General features: G+C 54.9%; 20 protein-coding genes. 5 read left to right on the plus strand and 15 right to left on the minus strand.

Annotated features, from left to right (window positions below; all coding sequences use genetic code 11):
* Positions 1–18: 18 nt before the first annotated feature.
* The 13 genes from secG to kdsA all read right to left on the minus strand — a co-directional run bounded on the left by secG (position 19) and on the right by kdsA (position 9,505).
* Positions 19–345, minus strand: a complete 327-nt coding sequence (secG, locus tag GN112_RS00565) for a preprotein translocase subunit SecG (RefSeq protein WP_155308431.1) — start codon at positions 343–345, stop codon at positions 19–21.
* Positions 346–369: 24 nt separating this feature from the next.
* Positions 370–1,131: a triose-phosphate isomerase gene (tpiA, locus tag GN112_RS00570; protein ID WP_155308432.1), complete on the minus strand. Its 762-nt coding sequence runs from the start codon at positions 1,129–1,131 to the stop codon at positions 370–372.
* Between the two features lie 11 nt (positions 1,132–1,142).
* A complete protein-coding gene (gene gap, locus GN112_RS00575) occupies positions 1,143–2,147 on the minus strand; it encodes a type I glyceraldehyde-3-phosphate dehydrogenase (protein WP_155308433.1) in 1,005 nt (334 codons plus the stop codon).
* Between the two features lie 138 nt (positions 2,148–2,285).
* Positions 2,286–2,699, minus strand: a complete 414-nt coding sequence (locus GN112_RS00580; RefSeq protein WP_155308434.1) for a PTS sugar transporter subunit IIA — start codon at positions 2,697–2,699, stop codon at positions 2,286–2,288.
* Positions 2,700–2,750: 51 nt separating this feature from the next.
* Positions 2,751–3,710: an RNase adapter RapZ gene (gene rapZ / locus GN112_RS00585; protein WP_155308435.1), complete on the minus strand. Its 960-nt coding sequence runs from the start codon at positions 3,708–3,710 to the stop codon at positions 2,751–2,753.
* Positions 3,697–4,155, minus strand: a complete 459-nt coding sequence (locus GN112_RS00590; protein WP_155308436.1) for a PTS sugar transporter subunit IIA — start codon at positions 4,153–4,155, stop codon at positions 3,697–3,699. The genes rapZ and GN112_RS00590 overlap by 14 nt, the downstream gene beginning before the upstream one ends.
* Before the next feature lie 86 nt (positions 4,156–4,241).
* Positions 4,242–4,766, minus strand: a complete 525-nt coding sequence (gene hpf, locus GN112_RS00595) for a ribosome hibernation-promoting factor, HPF/YfiA family (protein WP_155308437.1) — start codon at positions 4,764–4,766, stop codon at positions 4,242–4,244.
* Positions 4,767–4,885: 119 nt separating this feature from the next.
* The gene (gene rpoN, locus GN112_RS00600; RefSeq protein ID WP_155308438.1) at positions 4,886–6,319 is read right to left on the minus strand and encodes an RNA polymerase factor sigma-54; all 1,434 of its coding nucleotides are present in this window, start codon (positions 6,317–6,319) and stop codon (positions 4,886–4,888) included.
* Between the two features lies 1 nt (position 6,320).
* Entirely contained in the window at positions 6,321–7,043 is a 723-nt protein-coding gene (lptB, locus tag GN112_RS00605) for an LPS export ABC transporter ATP-binding protein (protein ID WP_155308439.1), read from the minus strand.
* 32 nt (positions 7,044–7,075) lie between these two features.
* On the minus strand, positions 7,076–7,642 hold the full coding sequence (lptA, locus tag GN112_RS00610) for a lipopolysaccharide transport periplasmic protein LptA (RefSeq protein WP_162458715.1): 567 nt from the start codon (positions 7,640–7,642) through the stop codon (positions 7,076–7,078).
* Positions 7,623–8,192, minus strand: a complete 570-nt coding sequence (gene lptC / locus GN112_RS00615) for an LPS export ABC transporter periplasmic protein LptC (protein WP_162458716.1) — start codon at positions 8,190–8,192, stop codon at positions 7,623–7,625. Before lptC ends, lptA begins: the two co-directional genes overlap by 20 nt.
* The gene (locus tag GN112_RS00620) at positions 8,189–8,707 is read right to left on the minus strand and encodes a KdsC family phosphatase (protein WP_155308442.1); all 519 of its coding nucleotides are present in this window, start codon (positions 8,705–8,707) and stop codon (positions 8,189–8,191) included. Before GN112_RS00620 ends, lptC begins: the two co-directional genes overlap by 4 nt.
* A 9-nt stretch (positions 8,708–8,716) precedes the next feature.
* A complete protein-coding gene (gene kdsA / locus GN112_RS00625; RefSeq protein ID WP_155308443.1) occupies positions 8,717–9,505 on the minus strand; it encodes a 3-deoxy-8-phosphooctulonate synthase in 789 nt (262 codons plus the stop codon).
* A 175-nt stretch (positions 9,506–9,680) separates the two neighbouring features.
* Here kdsA and GN112_RS00630 point away from each other — a divergent pair, with 175 nt between their 5' ends.
* From GN112_RS00630 to alaS, 5 genes are all read left to right on the plus strand, one after another.
* Complete coding sequence (locus GN112_RS00630) at positions 9,681–11,051, plus strand: M23 family metallopeptidase (protein ID WP_155308444.1); 1,371 nt, start codon at positions 9,681–9,683, stop codon at positions 11,049–11,051.
* Positions 11,052–11,070: 19 nt separating this feature from the next.
* Positions 11,071–12,240, plus strand: coding sequence for a homocysteine biosynthesis protein (locus GN112_RS00635; RefSeq protein WP_155308445.1), 1,170 nt, complete (start codon positions 11,071–11,073; stop codon positions 12,238–12,240).
* Between the two features lie 52 nt (positions 12,241–12,292).
* Entirely contained in the window at positions 12,293–12,865 is a 573-nt protein-coding gene (gene thpR / locus GN112_RS00640; protein ID WP_155308446.1) for an RNA 2',3'-cyclic phosphodiesterase, read from the plus strand.
* Between the two features lie 42 nt (positions 12,866–12,907).
* The gene (gene recA, locus GN112_RS00645) at positions 12,908–13,945 is read left to right on the plus strand and encodes a recombinase RecA (protein ID WP_155308447.1); all 1,038 of its coding nucleotides are present in this window, start codon (positions 12,908–12,910) and stop codon (positions 13,943–13,945) included.
* 65 nt (positions 13,946–14,010) lie between these two features.
* On the plus strand, positions 14,011–16,638 hold the full coding sequence (gene alaS / locus GN112_RS00650; RefSeq protein WP_155308448.1) for an alanine--tRNA ligase: 2,628 nt from the start codon (positions 14,011–14,013) through the stop codon (positions 16,636–16,638).
* Positions 16,639–16,757: 119 nt separating this feature from the next.
* Here alaS and GN112_RS00655 read toward each other — a convergent pair whose 3' ends face one another.
* Positions 16,758–17,219 carry a chemotaxis protein CheX gene (locus GN112_RS00655; RefSeq protein ID WP_155308449.1) on the minus strand — a complete coding sequence of 154 codons (462 nt, stop codon included), beginning with the start codon at positions 17,217–17,219 and terminating at the stop codon, positions 16,758–16,760.
* Positions 17,220–17,407: 188 nt separating this feature from the next.
* The gene (dapB, locus tag GN112_RS00660; protein ID WP_155308450.1) at positions 17,408–18,235 is read right to left on the minus strand and encodes a dihydrodipicolinate reductase; all 828 of its coding nucleotides are present in this window, start codon (positions 18,233–18,235) and stop codon (positions 17,408–17,410) included.
* Between the last annotated feature and the right edge of the window lie 12 nt (positions 18,236–18,247).

Consider the following 18,247-nt stretch of genomic DNA (forward strand, 5'->3'; position numbering starts at 1 on the left):
TATTGATCGCGTGAGCGGCTACTCCGCATTTGCATTGTTGTCGGTTGCCGCATTATCGGTTGTCGCCGGCTGCGTGATCGGTACCGGTGTATCTGATACAACCGATTTCGATACCTTCCCGCCGGACATGTACGCTAGGGTCAGGGAGGTGAGCATGAACACGATGGCGGCAACCGTGGTTGCCTTGCTTAAAAAGGTCGATGCCCCGGTGCTGCCAAACAGCGTCTGGCTGCTGCCCCCACCGAAAGCGGCGCCCATATCGGCCCCTTTACCGGTTTGCAGCAGAACAATCATGATCAGGGCGATGCAAACAACCACATGGATAATGATCAGAAATATGGACATCAGTTATCGTCTTTAACCGTTCTGTTAATCATTAAAAAAGACCAGCTTGCTGAATGTTTCGGGATCCAGGCTGGCTCCGCCAACCAGTGCGCCGTCAACATCAGGCATTTCCATCAATGCCTTTACGTTGTCAGGCTTCACACTCCCGCCGTAAAGAATCCGGACGGCGCTGGCAAAAGGTTTTCCAAAAAGCGAGTCGAGAAGATTTCTGATGAAGCGGTGCGCTTCCTGGGCCTGTTCGCGAGTGGCCGTCTTTCCGGTTCCGATCGCCCAGACCGGCTCGTAGGCGACGACGATGTCCGCCTGCCCATCAAAAGCAAAACCATTTAGACCATCTCGTACCTGTTTGTCAAGCACAGAAAATGTATTCCCGGCTTCACGTTCGGTTTCCGATTCGCCAATACACAGCACTGGCGTCAGATTGGCGGATAACGCCGCTTTGATCTTCATATTGACGGTTTCATCCGTTTCGCCAAAAAACTGACGCCGTTCGGAGTGGCCGACAATGACCTGGCTGCAGCCGGCGTCAGCCAGCATCTGGGCGGATATTTCACCGGTAAAGGCGCCCTGGGATTCCCAGTGCAGATTCTGCCCGGCCAACGCGATCGGGCTGCCTTTCAAAACCTGGCCCACCTGGTAGAGCGCGGTAAACGTCGGTGCGATCATCACCTCAACACCCGTTGCCGAAGTGACCAGTGTCTTTATTCGACTGGCCGCTTCCACCGCCTGGGCACCGGTTTTATGCATTTTCCAGTTTCCGGCAATCAGTGGCGTTCGATTGTTCATCAGCTTCCCTCCTACAGGTGTTTGCCGATCATTGCCGCCAGATCAACCATGCGGTTGGAATAACCGGTTTCATTGTCGTACCAGGAGAGTACCTTGACCATGTTGCCGACCACATAGGTGGTTTGGGCATCAACGATCGAGGAGAGGGGACAACCGTTAAAGTCCGAGGAGACCAAAGGCAGGTCGCAATAGCCCAGGATTCCCTTAAGAGCCCCTTCGGAGGCTTCTTTCAGTGCTTCGTTGACGTCGGTTTTGTTGACACCGGATTTCTCCAGGTTAACCACCACATCGACGATGGAGACGTTGGGGGTGGGTACGCGAATAGCCAGCCCGTTCAGTTTGCCCTCCAACTCGGGCAGCACCAGGGCGACCGCTTTTGCGGCACCCGTGGTCGTCGGAATCATTGACAGCGCGGCCGCCCTGGCGCGTCGCAGGTCTTTGTGGGGGAAATCAAGCAGACGCTGATCTCCGGTATACGAATGGATGGTGGTCATCAGTCCGTTTTGAATGCCAAAATTTTCCAGCATCACTTTTGCCACCGGCGCCAGGCAGTTTGTCGTACAGGAGGCATTGGAGATGATATGGTGCTGTTTGGGGTCATACTTATTGGCGTTGACGCCCATGACGATGGTCGCATCCGGGTTTTGTGCCGGGGCGGAGATGATGACCTTACGAGCACCGGCGGTAAGGTGTTTGGCGGCGTTGTCACGGTCACGGAAAAGGCCGGTGCACTCGCAGGCAATGTCAACGCCATGGTCTTTCCAGGCCAGCTTTTCAGGATCCTTGATCGCCGTATAAGCGATGGTTTGGCCATCGACTTCGATGGCTCCCTCCTTGGCCCTGATCTCCATGTCCAACTTGTCATGCACAGAATCATACTTCAGCAGGTGCGCCATGGTTGCCGCATCGGTCAGATCGTTGATCGCAACGACCTCCACATCCGGATGATTCAGGGCCGCACGAAATACCACACGGCCAATTCTGCCAAATCCGTTGATCCCTATTTTTATTGCCATCCCGTCCTCCTTTGTGGTTAATGCCACAAGCCGATGATCGATGATCTGAATTAAATAATAAAAGGGGCGGCCCCCGAACTGAATCGACTTTTTCGTCGTTCCCGATTTACAGGATGGGAAAGAGCCCCGGCAGGCGTTTCATTCCCGTTTATTTCCCTTTAATATGCTGCTGGCCAATGAGATACTTTTTTTCCCGAAAGACTCAAGGTTGACTGCCAGTTCTGAGAGGGACTGGTTTTTTCGGGCACTGGCCGCGCGTATCAGAATTGGCAGGTTGACCCCGGAAATGACCTCGACCCGTCCTTCCTCCAGAAATGCGTAACTGAGATTGGACGGCGTTCCGCCAAACATATCCGTCAAAATCAGAATGCCTTCATCACTTTTCAGTTTTTTTATACTATCGGCAATTTTGTTGCGCAGTTTATCCGCGTTTTCGTTAAGGTCAATGGAGACGGCGGCCATCGCCTCCGGCCGTTCACCGAGAATGAAGTCCGCTGCTTCCAGCAATGCATCTCCGAGTCGGCAATGAGTCACTACTAAAACGCCAATCATATCAATCCGTCTTTCATGGTATTGGGGAAATAACGGAACCGAAAAATACTTTTATGGTGAAATTGATTTATCAATATCGCGATGGGCCAGTTCCGCTTTACGACCCGACGCCACAATATGATCATAAATTTGTTTTGCAATCACCACAGAACGATGACGACCTCCTGTACAGCCGATGGCAATGGTGAGATAGGCTTTCCCCTCGGCTTCATATTGGGGAATCAAAATGTCCAGCAGGTCGGTGTATCTCCGTAAAAATAAACAGGTTTGCTCATTATTCAAGACGAACGTGCGAATTTTTTCAGTTTTCCCGTTCAGTGGCCGCAACGTTTCAACGAAGTAGGGGTTTTTCAGAAAACGGACATCCATGACCAGGTCTGCCTGCGCGGGGAGACCGTATTTATAACCAAATGAAAGGATTTCCGTTTGCATTGCGCCATTTTTTGTGATGTCCGTGGCCATTTTCCGAACGATGGTTTTGAGTTCGTGAACATTGAGTGTGGAGGTGTCAATGATCCGATCGGCCTTATCGCGCAGTGGGGTCAGAAGAATTTGCTCTTCACGGATTGCATCGTGAAGATTTTTGTCGATGGACAGAGGATGCTTACGGCGCGTCTGGCTATATCGGCGAACCAGGGTTGCTTCATCGGCTTCGAGAAAGATCAGCCGAAAGCGAAATTGTTTTTGCCGCAGGTGATTAACAACGGTTTCATAATTCAGGAGAAACCCGCTGTCCCGAACGTCCATGCCAAACACCAAACCGCTAAATGCACCGGCATTGCCGGCTGGCAAGGATAAAAACTGTGATAGCAGTGCCACGGGCATGTTGTCCACACAGTAGCAGCCCGAATCCTCAAATGCAGCCAAGGCCGTACTTTTCCCAGAACCCGCCTGTCCGGTGACGATGGTAATGGGATTCTTTTTCACGGTGTCTTTTTCCCCTGATGCGTTAAGCCTATCAGGCTGTTCGGGGCGTTGCCGTAATGATCCCGGACCATTAGAAATCGTCATCCTCCCCGCCGATGACGGCAATGACCTCCTCGGCGCTGCCCGCTTTCATCAGCATCTCCTTGAGGGAGTCTTTCTTCAGCATCCGGGATATACGCGCCAGCAATTTCAGGTGAAGATCCGTCGCATGCTCGGGGGTAATCAGCAAAAAGAAGAGGTGGGTCGGGCGGCCGTCAATGGATTCGAAATCAACTCCCTTGCGGCTCAGCCCAAATCCGAGTACCAAACGTTCCAGGTTTTTCAGTTTGCCATGGGGAATGCCGATTCCGTCGCCAATGCCGGTGCTGCCCAGGCGTTCACGTTCCATCAGCACGCGGACCATGTCATTGGGGTCAATGCCGGTAATCCGGGCCGTCGGCGCTACCAGCTCATTTAGAATACCGATCTTGTCTTTGGCTTTTAAATCTACAAGAATCGCTTCTTTGTCGAGAACATCCAATATTTTCATTACAGTATCATCCGATCGGGCATCTGTCGCCATGTGGATCGTTTGCTGCCTGCCGGGTATGGTTTTGACCGGCTTTTGTTTCGAGGCTACGGTCGGGGTTGGATCAGCCCGAAATGGCCATCTTTTTGCCGATACAGCACATTCACCATGTTCGTACGGGCATCTGTGAATACCAGGAAACTGTCCGTCGTCAGATCCATTTGCATGACCGCCTCATCCACATCCATGGGTTTGTACTCAATATGGTGGATCCGTACCCGTGGCTGACCGGCGGAATCGTCTGTCCCTTTGGCAGCATCGGTGGCGAAGTTTTTTCCCTTGCTGCGATGAGTCCGGCTTTTCTGCTTGCTCCTTTTTATCTGAACCTCCATCTTGTCAAGCACCATATCAATGGCGGCATACATCTCCTCAGTCTCTTCCTTACCGTTGATGGAGAGCCGGTCACCGGTAAGATTAATCTCGGCACTGTGGCGGAATTTTTCAATGGACAAAACGACATTGGCCTCTGCCGGTCCGTTGAAATATTTTTCCAGGCGGTTCAGTTTTTCGCTCACATAGGTTCTCAAGGCCTCGGAAGACTCGAGATTTTTAAATCGAACGGATGTGTTCATTAGGCAGGCTCCTTTTTGCAAATCCAGGTCGACGAGCGAGGGGGTTCAGCATTGATGGCATGGCCTGACGGATCGTGTTGCAGATAGGGCGATTTCGATGACCGGTGGTTGGGAAACCATTAAAACTGCTTTCTTTTGCTGGAGGATAAAATGCCCATCATTTCACGGTATTTGGCAACGGTTCGGCGTGCAATGTCAATGTTGTCGGCCTTGAGCATTTCGGCCATCTTGCTGTCACTGTATGGTTTTTTGGGGTTTTCACCTTCAATCAGTTTTTTTATTTTGGCCTGTACACTGGCAGACGCGATATCCTCGCCATGCACCCGCCGGATGGAACTGTTGAAAAAATACTTGAGTTCGTAGATACCCTGGGGCGTATGGGCATACTTGTTGGTGGTGACCCGGCTGATGGTGGATTCATGCATACCGATATCTTCGGCCACGTCCCTCAGGACCATGGGCTTGAGGTGAATGACACCTTTTTCGAAGAAGTCGCGCTGGAATTTAAGAATACTTTCCATCACCTTGTAGATGGTTTTCTGGCGCTGGTGAATACTGCGAATCAGCCAGGCGGCGGAACGCATTTTATCGCGAATGTAGTCTTTGGCATTGGTGCTGACTTCGTTTTTGTGCGTGATGGCGCGCTTGTAGAAGGGATTGACGCGCAATTTGGGCATGCCGTCATCGTTGAGTACGATGACGAAATCACCCTCACTTTTATAAACGTAGATGTCCGGGATGATATAGTGGGGAGTCTCCTCATTGAACTGCCGCCCCGGCTTGGGTTCCAGCGCCCGAATCACATTGACGGCGGCAACCACGTCTTTCATTTTAACTTTCAAGGCCTTGCAGATAGCCTTGAAATTTTTATTTTCTAGATTTTTAAGATGATCGGAGATAATGTCTGTCACCAGCGAATCCTCGAGGTTCAACAGGCGGGCCTGCAGCAGCAGGCATTCCCGCAAGTCCCGGGCACAAATACCCACCGGATCGAAAGACTGCATGGTTTCAAGGACATCCTCGACCATTTCAATGGATATACCGGATTGTTGCGAGAGTTCTTCGACGGAGAGCTGCAAGTATCCGTCACGATTGAGATTGCCGATGATAAGGCTGCCCACCTGTTTCTCGATATCCGTGGGGGAGAGCATCAACAGCTGCCACAGCAAATGGTCGCTGAGCGACTCCTTGGATGAGACAAAGGCTTCGTATTGGGGCGTTTCCCGGTTTTCCGATTCGAAATTGACTTTCCCGGGCGCATTGTACTCGTCGATGTAGTTACTCCAGTCGATCTCATCATTGATTTTTTCTTCAATGGTGACTTCGCGTGCATCTTCAACAGCAGCTGCCGGCGCCTCTTCGGGTTCTCCCTCCTTGGTTCGATCGGCGGTTTCCTGGACTTCCTCCAGTGTGGGATTTTCTTCCAGTTCCTGCCGAATGGTGTCCACCAGCTCAAGTCTGGACAGCTGCAACAGTTTGATCGCCATCTGGAGCTGAGGCGTCATGATGAGCTGCTGGGTCAGTTTAAGTTGTTGTCTGAGTTCAATTGCCATCTTAAAGTTTGAATTCGTCTCCTAAATAAATTCGTCTGGCGATGGTGCTTGAAGCGATCTGTTCCGGTGTTCCGTTTTCAATCACTTTGCCGTCACTGAGAATGTATGCCGAGTCACATGCGCCCAAGGTTTCGCGGACATTGTGATCGGAAATCAAAATACCAATGTTTCGGTTTTTCAAATGGGCGATGATATTCTTGATGTCAATCACCGCCAATGGGTCGATGCCGGCAAAGGGCTCGTCCAGGAGCATGAAGGCCGGATCGGTGGCCAATGCCCGGGAGATCTCCAGCCGACGCCGCTCTCCACCGGACAGGACTGCAGCCCTGGAATGGGCCACATGGCTGATTCCAAGTTCTTCGAGCAGACTGTCGGTCCGCTGGTTGCGTTGTTGCCGGGAGAGGGGCAGGGTCTCCAAGATGGCCATAATGTTCTGCCGTACCGTCAATTTCCTGAAAATGGATGCTTCCTGGGGAAGATAACCCACCCCTTGCCGGGCCCGGATGTACATGGGGGCGTCCGTGATATCCATTTCATCGAGAAACACCCTGCCTGCATCCGGCCGTACCAGCCCTACGGTCATGTAAAATGTCGTGGTCTTGCCGGCACCGTTGGGGCCTAACAGACCGATCACCTGGCCACTTTCCACCCCCAGGCTGACGTGGTCGACCACTTTGCGACCGCGATACACTTTTACCAGATCACGAACCGATAACGAGGCCATCACCGGATATCCACATTGCGCATATTCAATGGCTACTCCAACCCCGCCTCTTCAGGGAGGATGGTCGCCTTCACCTGACCATTTCTTCCACCTTCGACGGTAAAGCGTCCATCTTCCCGGTAAAAGGTGATGGTTTCACCGGTGATGATGTTGTCTCCACTGGTTACCGTAGCGCCGGGACCGGTAAGGATCAGGACACGTTTAGCTGTTATATATACTGCCTGCCTGGCAACAGCAAGCCTATTGTCGAATTTAATTTCCACGTTTCCGGTGGCCACCAGTTTCTCCATGGATTGGGCCGGCGAGGCATCGGTGGCACCGGATTTTTCGGAGAAGAAAATCTTAAGGCTGTCGGCCGTGATCTGGGTCTCTCCCTGGGTGGCACGGACATTGCCAATAAATTCCGCCTGATTGTTGGCGGTATCGGATGTCAGCCGTTGGGAGGTGATGTGGATTTGTTGAGGGGCAGTTGCGGTTGATGCTACGGGTTGACTTCCGGTATCGGCAACTGCCTGCCCGGAGAGTGAAAACAGTGCCCAGCCACAGAAAAAAAGGACCGGCAAAAAGGGGCTGACGGATTTACAATTGAAGATCTTCACTGATGATTCCTTCCACACCGCCTTCAAAATGCGTGATTCGGGTATCGAGGTTCATGGCCATGCGGTCTGCCCGCAGAGTGAATGACTCCCCGGACAGGACCACCGGGGTGTCGGCGCGAAGTTCACGGTGCTCCGGATCGTAGTCCAGGGTTTCCGTTTTAAACCGGTACAGCCGGTTGTTGGCCGAAACCCGTCCCGAAACGGTGATGCGGTTGGAGTTCGTGTGAATGGCTCCATGATCGGCGGTCAGGAAGACATTATCTCCATCTTCCATAAAGAACTCCACATCGGGCTTGACCAACTGCATAATTTTCTCTTTTTCCAGCAGGGTTGCCGATTGGGCTTCCATATGCCACTCGCGAATGCCATTTTTGCTGGCGGTCTGGCGCACCTTATCCAGATGCATGTCGGCTTTTTTTTGAATCAGATCCATGAGCATTTCGGGATCGTGGGTCGCCCGGCGATAACCGATGAAAACGGTGACAATGGCGATCAGCGACACCACCACCACCGCCAGCAGCAAGCGTTGGATCAGCCGGCGCGATGTCATGGGAACAGCCTCTCGATCAACGGCTGCCATACGCCCTTGGCCATGAGGATCCGTTCACTGATTTCGCGGATGGCCCCGCAGCCGCCGGCAGACTGCGTGGTCCAGATCGCCGTCTGTTTGATCAGATCGTGGGCATCGGCCACGGCAATGGGCACCCCGACACGCCGCAGGATCGGCAGATCCGGCAGGTCGTCCCCCACAAACGCCGTTTTTTCTGCAGGGACCCCGGTTTCGGCGAGAATTTCCGCCAAGGCGGCGGCTTTATCGTGGATACCGTCCTTGAGCAGCTGAATGCCAAGGTTCCGGCAGCGATGGACCAGTGCCATGGAACGGCGTCCGGTGACAATGCCCACCGTCAATCCGGCTTCCATGAGCATGCGGATGCCCAGTCCGTCACGAACATGAAAAACTTTGGTTTCCTGGCCGGCGTCGTCGTAAATCACCTGTCCGGTGGTCAGTACGCCATCGACATCCATCAGGAGCAGGTCAATCTGGGCAAGGCGGGTGTCAATCATGGGTTGCTTTCAGGCAGTCACTGCGGTTTTGATGGCCATCAGCTGGGTCAACAGGTCGGGCAGTTGGTCCAGATCAAGGGAATTGGGGCCGTCACAAAGGGCCTTGTCGGGGTTTTCATGAACTTCCAGAAAAATTCCGTCGGCTCCGGCGGCAACGGCGGCGCGCGCCAGCACCGGAGCGAACTCGCGCTGGCCCCCCGAGCTTTTTCCCGCCCCACCGGGCAGCTGGACGCTGTGGGTGGCGTCGAAAATCACCGGGCAGCCGGTCTGCTGCATAATCTGAATCCCACGGAAGTCCACCACCAAGTTATTGTATCCGAACATTACCCCACGCTCGGTGATCATCGGTTGGGTACTGGAAACCGAACGCACCTTTTCAACAATGTTGACCATGTCCCAGGGGGCCAGAAACTGGCCTTTTTTGATATTTACCGGTTTGCCGGTTGTGGCCACGGCCAGAATGAGATCCGTCTGCCGGCATAGAAACGCGGGAATCTGGATGACGTCGAGGACTTTTGCCGCCGCTTCGACCTCACTGATCCGATGGACATCCGAAATCACGGCAACGCCCAGCGTCTCTTTTATCCGCGACAGGGTTCGTAGACCATCGGTCAGGCCCGGCCCCCGGAATGAGGTAATCGAGGTACGGTTGGCCTTGTCATAGGAGGCCTTGAAGGTAAACGGGATGCCGAGATCGTCGGTGATCGCTTTGAGCCGGGTGGCAATGCGCAGGGTAACGGCCTCGTCTTCGATAACGCAAGGACCGCTAACCAAAAAAAAAGGGCGTTGGGATTTCATCGCATTTCATCTTTCATCGATTGTTGAAAACATGTTTTCCTATGTATCCTCGGTAGGTTAAAAAGTCAAGTGGTCAGAAAATGGCCCTTGATTACAGATGGCTTAACTGGTAATGTCCACAATTTAAGGGCATGGCCGGTTTCGCAGACCAAAACCATCGAAAGGAAAATTGCTGTTGAACAGAAAAGGTCGTTCGATCAAACCGATCCTGGTGGTCATCCTGGTGCTGCTTGTCAGCATCCCTGCCGTATGGCTGACCATTATTCGTATGGAAGGCACCGCTCCGGCGCTGGAACTCGGACTCGAATCATCCTTTATTGGCGCATCGCGTACGCTTACCGTGACCGTTGACGATACGGGCAGCGGTATCCGCAAGGTCTGGATGGGGCTTCTGGTGGACGAAAACGAAAAGGAAATTCTGCAACGCAGTTTTCCCTCGGGTGGTTTCTTCGCCGGCGGCAAGGAAAAATCGGTGCAGATCAAAGCGACGATTTCGCCCAAGGAGCTGGGGTTGGAAGACGGCAACGCGGTGATCCGCATCGTGGCCTGGGATTTTTCCTTGCGACAGTGGACCAAGGGCAACCGGGGAGTTCTTGAAAAAGAGATTCAGATCGACACCCGTCCCCCGTCCATTGAAATGATCAGCCGTTCCCACAATCTCAATCAGGGCGGCTCGGGCATGGCCCTTTACCGGATTTCGGAGGATTGCCCGAAAAGTGGCGTTACTGTCGGTGAGCGATTTTACCCGGGGTATGGCGGGTACTTTTCCGACCCCACGATCCATATGGCCTTTTTCGCCCTTGATTATACCCAGGGCAAAGAGACGCGTTTGGCGGTAACGGCTGAGGATTTTGCCGGCAACCAGGCCTCAGCCGGCATGGTGTATCACATCAACAACCGGACGTTCAGAAAAGATGCGATCAACCTCTCGGACAATTTTTTTAACACCAAGATGCCTGATTTCGAGCGCTATTTTCCCGAGATGGCCGGGGGCAACCGACTCGATCTCTTTCTCAAGGTCAACCGCGAACTGCGCCGGCGGGACAATCAGGCGTTCACTCAAATCACGGCCCAATCGGAAAAAAAGATTTTGTGGGACGGCCCCTTTATCCGGCTGCCGGCATCGGCCAACCGGGCGCGTTTTGCCGACCATCGGACCTATTTCTATGGCGGAAAGGTCATTGACCGGCAGGTCCACATGGGAATTGACCTGGCGTCAACGGCCCACTCGCCGATCCCGGCGGCCAATGGCGGCAAGGTGGCCTTTACCGGCGACCAGGGAATTTATGGTAATACGGTGGTGCTCGACCACGGATTCGGCCTGTTCAGCCTTTACGCCCACCTGAGTCGAATCGATGTGGCCGAGGGGCAGATGGTCGAAAAAGGTCAGACTGTCGGCAAAACCGGTATGACCGGCATGGCCGGCGGCGATCACCTGCATTACGGCATTTTGGTTCACCAGACTTTCGTCAACCCGGTGGAGTGGTGGGACGAGTCTTGGATAAAGAACAACATCAGCGCCAAAATGAATGACGCGGAACATTGATACAGGAGTGCATAGCGGCATGGGAAATTTCAAAGTTGAGAAAACCTACCAACAGATCAACGATAAAATCAGGTCCGGCGACGTGGTTGTCGTCACGGCCGAAGAGATGATCGACATCGTCAACGACAATGGACCCGAAGCGGCCGCCAGGCAGGTGGATGTGGTTACTACCGGGACTTTTGCCCCCATGTGCTCATCGGGCGCATTTATCAATTTCGGTCATTCCGTGCCGGGAATTAAGGCGTCCAAGGTATGGATGAACAATGTGCCTGCCTACGGCGGGGTGGCTGCGGTGGACTGCTATATCGGCGCGACCGAACCGTGTGAGGATGACCCTCTCAACAGGGTCTATCCCGGTGAATTTCGCTATGGCGGCGGGCATGTGATCCAGGATCTGGTGGCAGGTCAGAAAATTTACCTCAAAGCCGCCGCCTATGGCACGGACTGCTATCCCAGACGGGAATACCAAACCACCCTGACCATTGAGTCGGTGCCCCAGGCGACCTTGTGCAATCCGCGCAACGGATACCAGAATTACAACTGCGCCGTCAATCTGACCAACAAAACGATATACACCTATATGGGCGCCTTGAAACCCAAGGCAGGCAACGCCAATTACTGCTCGGCCGGCCAGTTGAGCCCGCTGTTCAATGATCCGCTTTACCGCACCATTGGCCTGGGAACGCGGATTTTTCTTGGCGGTGGCGTCGGGTATGTGACCTGGCATGGCACCCAGCACCGTCCCGACGTGAAACGTGCCGCCAACGGTACCCCGCTGACACCTGCCGGCACCTTGTGGGTGATGGGCGATATGAAGCAGATGAGTCCGGACTGGCTGGTGGGGGTGGGCATTCAGGGGTATGGTTGCTCGCTGGCCGTCGGACTGGGGGTGCCGATTCCGATCCTCAACGAAGAGATGGCCCGTTTCACGGCGGTTTCCGACGATCAGATTTTCACCCAGATCGTGGATTACGGCAACGATTACCCCAAGGGAAAATCCAGCGATCTGGGGCAGGTCAGTTATGCCCAGTTGAAAAGCGGGGCCATTACCCTCAACGGGAAGGACGTTCCCACTGTTCCGCTCTCCAGCATGGTCAAGGCACGGGAGATTGCCGAAACTCTGAAAACGTGGATTACGGGTGGTACATTCGAATTGGGTGAACCGCAATTTACCTTGCCGGCACCGTGATGCGCGGGTTTGGGGGATATGGCGCTGAACATCGGTGGAACAGGAAAAGACGATGCCCAAACCCCTGCGTGCCTTTGTTGCCGTACCGCTGCCCGCGCCGGTGATCGATTTCCTGCAGCAGATTCAGCAGCAGCTGCATTCGCCGATGATCAATGTCCGCTGGGTGCGTCCCGAAAACATCCACTTGACACTTAAATTTTTAGGTGACATTGAGCCGTCGCAGGTTCCTGTGATCGGCGCACAACTGGATGCTGCTGCCGTTTCCATGCCCGCTTTTACATTGAACGCCAGGGGGGTCGGCGTTTTTCCCAACCGACGGAAGCCCCGGGTGCTGTGGGTGGGGCTGGACGGGGAAACCGGGATGCTGAAAATGTTGCAGACAACCGTTGAAACGGCCCTGGCCGCGGTCGGATTCAAAAAGGAAAAACGCGCCTTTCGTGCTCACCTGACCATCGGCCGGCCCCGCAAACGCATGGATCCCGACGACCTTGGCGGATCTTTGGATCGGCTGCAGACAGCGGCCTTGGCGCCTTTCCGGGTCGGCCGGGTTTGCCTGTACCAAAGCGTGTTAAAGCCGTCCGGAGCGGAATATACCGTGTTGTACAGCGCCCCCCTATCGGATTAATAATACTCGGGCAGAATTTGCATCGATTTATGGGAGGAGAATATGACCACTTCACCGGATAAAGCCAAGGCGGTCGAAGCCGCCATGGGGCAGATCGAACGCCAGTTTGGAAAAGGCGCCGTCATGAAGCTTGGCTCGCGGCCCGTTGAGAATATTCCCGTTATTTCCAGCGGCGCCATCGAACTGGACCGGGCGTTGGGGATTGGCGGGTTGCCCCGTGGGCGGGTGATCGAGATATTCGGACCGGAAAGTTCGGGGAAAACGACCCTGGCCCTTCACGCGGTGGCCAATGCACAGAAACAGGGCGGCATTGCCGCCTTTATCGATGCCGAGCATGCCCTGGACACCAGCTACGCCCGCAAGCTGGGGGTCAACTGCGATGAACTGCTGGTCTCCCAGCCCGATACCGGGGAACAGGCCTTGGAGATCGCCGATATGCTGGTGCGCAGCGGCGCCATTGATGTGATGGTGATCGACAGTGTTGCCGCCCTGGTTCCGCGGGCCGAGATTGAGGGCGAAATGGGCGATGCCCACATGGGACTGCAGGCGCGGCTCATGTCCCAGGCCCTGCGCAAACTGACCGCCAACATCGGAAAAACCATGACATCGGTGATTTTCATCAACCAGATCCGCATGAAGATCGGGGTCATGTTCGGCAACCCGGAAACCACCACCGGTGGCAATGCCCTGAAATTTTACGCATCCGTGCGCCTGGATATCCGGCGCATCGGCGCCATCAAGGACGGCCAGGATGTGGTCGGCAACCGGACCCGGGTCAAAGTGGTCAAGAACAAGATGGCGCCGCCGTTCAAAGAGGCCGAGTTCGATATTATGTATGGGGAAGGCATCTCGCGCAGTGGCGATCTGCTCGATGTGGGGGTCAACGCCGGCATCATCGAGAAGAGCGGTTCCTGGTACAGTTACAACGGGGAGCGCATCGGCCAGGGGCGTGAAAATGTGAAAAAGTTTTTCGTGGAGAATCCCGACCTGTTCGCCACCGTGGATGTGAAGGTCCGCGAAGCGGTGGGTCTTTTGGCACCCTCGACGGAGAAAAAGAAGGAAAAAAGCGATAAGAAATAGCACCACCCGAAAAAGGACCGGATGGACCGGCCCGGGTATGTGATCCAGCTTTTCAGGAGATGGTTATGACCGGCAATGAGATTCGACAACGCTACCTCGATTTTTTTCAGAAACACAACCACCGGGTGGTGCGCAGTTCGTCCCTGATTCCCCAGGACGATCCCACACTGCTTTTTACCAATGCCGGTATGGTGCAATTCAAACGGACCTTTCTTGGAGAGGAAAAACGCGGTTACCGCAGGGCCACCACGTCACAGAAATGCGTGCGGGCCGGCGGAAAACACAACGACCTGGAAAATGTCGGGTACACGGCCCGGCATCACACCTTTTTCGAAATGCTGGGCAACTTCTCTTTCGGCGATTACTTCAAGGAAAAAGCGGTGGAGTTCGCCTGGGACCTTTTGGTCAACGGATACGGGCTGCCGGCCGACAAACTCTGGGCCTCGGTCTACCTGGATGATGACGAGGCCTGGGATCTTTGGACCCAGCGGATCGGCATCCCCGAATCACGCATGATCCGGCTCGGTGAGGCGGACAACTTTTGGGCCATGGGTGACACGGGGCCTTGCGGTCCCTGCAGCGAAATTCACCTGGACCGGGGCGCGGAGCACGGCTGCGGCCGTCCCGACTGCGATGTGGCCTGCGACTGCGACCGCTTTCTGGAAATCTGGAATCTGGTGTTCATGCAGTTCAACCGCGATGCGGCCGGTGTCATGACCCCCCTTCCCAAACCCAGCATCGATACCGGTCTCGGCCTGGAGCGCATGGCGTCGATCATCCAGAACGTCGACACCAATTTTGAAACCGACCTGATCTTTCCGATCATCCAGCGCACGGAGGCACTGGCCGAGCGGCCCTATGGAAATAACGATAGCGACGACGTGGCCATGAAGGTGATTGCCGACCACAGCCGGGCGGCCGCTTTCCTGATCGGCGACGGGGTCCTGCCGTCCAACGAAGGCCGGGGCTATGTGTTGCGTCGCATCATGCGCCGGGCGATCCGCTACGGTCGCAACATCGGTCTGGCCAAGCCGTTTTTGCATGATACCGCCAGGGTGGTTTTTGATATCATGGAACCGGCCTATCCGGATCTCAAGGCGGCCGCCGCATTTATCACCAACGTGATCGAGAACGAGGAAATCCGATTTTCCGAAACCCTGGACAACGGGCTGCGGGTGCTCAATGACACACTGGGGGAGATCCGGGCCAAGGGCAGCAAGCAGGTTCCCGGTGATTTGATTTTCAAGTTGTACGATACCTTTGGCTTTCCCGTGGATATCGTGCGCGACGTGGTTCGAGACGAGGGATTGACCCTGGATACGGACGGGTTCGAGCAACGTATGGATGAGCAGCGCAGAAAGTCGCGTTCGAAGATTGCCTTCAGTGGGGTTTCGGATGCCTATCGTCAGCTCAGCGCATCCGGCGAAAAGCCCGAATTTGTCGGTTATGGAACCCTGAGCTGTGAAGCCCAGGTGGTGCTCGTGGTCAAAGACGGCCAGGGCGTGGACGCTGCCGATGCGGGCACACGGGTGGAAGTGGTCACCACGGCGACACCGTTTTACGGTGAGGCCGGTGGTCAGGTGGGCGATCATGGCACCATCACGGCTCCCGGCATGGAAATCGGGGTCGACGACACGGTCAAGGACCCCACGGGGATCATTATCCACAAGGGTGAAATCAAGAGCGGCCGCCTGGAAAACGGTCAAACGGTCATGCTTCGCGTGGATGGCCAGCGGCGCGGCGATATCGCGCTCAACCACACGGCCACTCATATTCTGCATGCGGCGTTGCGTCATGAACTGGGGGATCATGTCAAACAGGCCGGATCACTGGTGTCACCGGACCGATTGCGATTCGATTTTACTCACTTCTCACAGATCGATCCCGAAAGCCTGGAGCGTATCGAAGCCTTTGTCAACGGCCGAATCCGGATGAATGTTCCCGTTGCGGTTGACGAAATGGGCATGGAGGACGCGGTGGCATCAGGAGCCACGGCTCTGTTCGAGGAAAAATATGGGGATCGGGTGCGCGTGATCAGCCTGGAACCCTTCAGTCGCGAGCTTTGCGGTGGCACCCATGCCGGCCGGACCGGTGACATCGGCCTGTTTACAATCATTTCCGAGGCCAGCGTGGCCTCCGGTGTTCGCCGCATCGAGGCCCTGACAGGCAGGGCGGCCCTGGATCATGTCCAGAAAACCGGTCGTATCCTCCAGGCGGTGAGCCACCTGGTCAAAGACAAACCCGACGCGGTTGCCAAACGGGTTGAAGCGATGCTTGGCAATCTGAAAAGTCTGGAAAAGGAGACCCAGCAGCTCAAGACCCAGTTGGCCGAAATCCAGGCCAAGGACAGCGGCGGCCAGGCCCTTGAAATCAACGGGGTCAGCACCATCGTTCAGGCGGTGAGCGTGGATCAGCCGGCGGCCCTTCGGGAACTGGCCGACCGCTTCAAGGATCAGATCGGATCGGGCATTGTTGTCCTGGGGGCAGAGGCCGGCGGGAAGGCGCTGCTGATTGTGGTTGTGACCAAGGACCTGACCGACCGATTTCATGCCGGCAAGATGATTAAAGCCATTGCCAGCGAAGTGGGCGGCGGTGGTGGCGGGCGACCGGATATGGCCCAGGCCGGCGGCACCCGGCCTCAGAATCTGGACCAGGCACTGGCAAAGGCCCGCGAACTGATTGAGCAGGGATAAGCGGGAACACTTCGGCAATCATTCCAAAAAATGTAAAAAACCACCCGCGACGACCATTTGGCCGTGTGGGTGGTTTTTGTTTTTTGCCGATACGGACAGCGGCTGCCGGCAAACGTTTTTTATTCGCCGTTTTTTTTCAGTGCCACCTCGATGACCAACTCGCCTTTATCGGTGATGCAGGGAATCGAAATGATGGGCAGGCCGGACGGGTAGGAGACCTTATGCTTGCCGACCACCACGCTGGGAACGCTGATCGACGTTCCGGAAGAGGGAAAATCAGTTTTGGCGTTACCGGCGATCATGTTGGCGATTTCACCAATGGCGTCGGTGCAGTCGTCATCCAATTCGGTGACCTCATCGCCGATCAGTGCCGATACCAGTTGAAGGGCGATTGCTTTGGAGAGGTTGATCACCACGCAGCCGGAAACGGTTCCGGAAAGGCCGATGATTCCACTGATTTCATGTTCTGGAACATTTCCTTTTTTCAGGCTGGGTTTTCCCAGCTTGAAAGGGACGTTGATCATCGTATTGAACAGATTTTTTACCGCATTGATAAACGGGTTGATGTATTTGACGTCCATGTTTCCCCCATCGAGTGGTTTTTGCCGTTGCAGATAATCGACCTGTTGGACCCGCCACGGTCCGAATTGCGCTTGGACGGCTTGGGATTCACCTGGGCTGCACGATGTTATGCGGGTATCATCGGCCGCTTTTTCATCAACTTAACCGTTGATTTGTAAAAAAGACGGATTTCATGCCGACCGTGAACCTATCCTTTCAGCACATCGATCATGCTGAATACTTTGGCGCGGCAGCCTGATTTCAGCTTGCCTGCCAGAAAACAGATGGCATCAATGGTTCCTCCGGCATAGACGTCGCGGCCGTTGATGTTATGCTGAAATTCAAAGATCACGGTGCCGTCCGGCGATGTCAATCGATAGGTGTGCCATCCATGACCGGAGAGGTAGGCTTCCGGGATGCCCCAGTCTTGCTGTTGGATTTTGGGGTCACGCTCTTTTTCAATCTCTTCCGTTGAGAATTCCACGCCCATGCGGTTGAAGCTGGACACCACCGCCTTGGCCGTACCACTGGTGTCGGCCTTGCCGGCCTGATGACTTTCCCGAACCGAAAGCGAATACCCCCTGAATATATCGGGAAAAGTGGTGGCCCCATATTCCAGCATGGCCTGAAAACCAACGATCTGCTTGGCCATGTTGGGGGCGATGACGGCGCAGATGTCGGAATCGGTGACCCGTTGAACCAGTTTCTCCCGATCCCCGCCGGTGGTGCCCATGACAAACGGCAGATGGCACCGGCAGTACAGATCGGCATTGGCGTTAACCGCCGAGGGGTGGGTAAAATCGACACTGATAAAATCGCCGACCGCTTTGGCAACGGCATTCAGCCGCGTTTCGCACCGGTCCGGCCGGATCAGCTCGACCATCATCGTGTCGATGGGAACCTGGTCGGTTTCGATTTCCGGACCGGTCAGGGAGTGGGGCAGCAGGATCACCCGGGGATCTTTGGCGGCATGGACGGCAATGGTCGAAGCGACATTTCCAGGCAGTCCGTTGATCATTATCTTAATGGGTTCCATGGGGATGTCTCC

The organism is Desulfosarcina ovata subsp. ovata, assembly GCF_009689005.1.
GTDB lineage: Bacteria > Desulfobacterota > Desulfobacteria > Desulfobacterales > Desulfosarcinaceae > Desulfosarcina > Desulfosarcina ovata.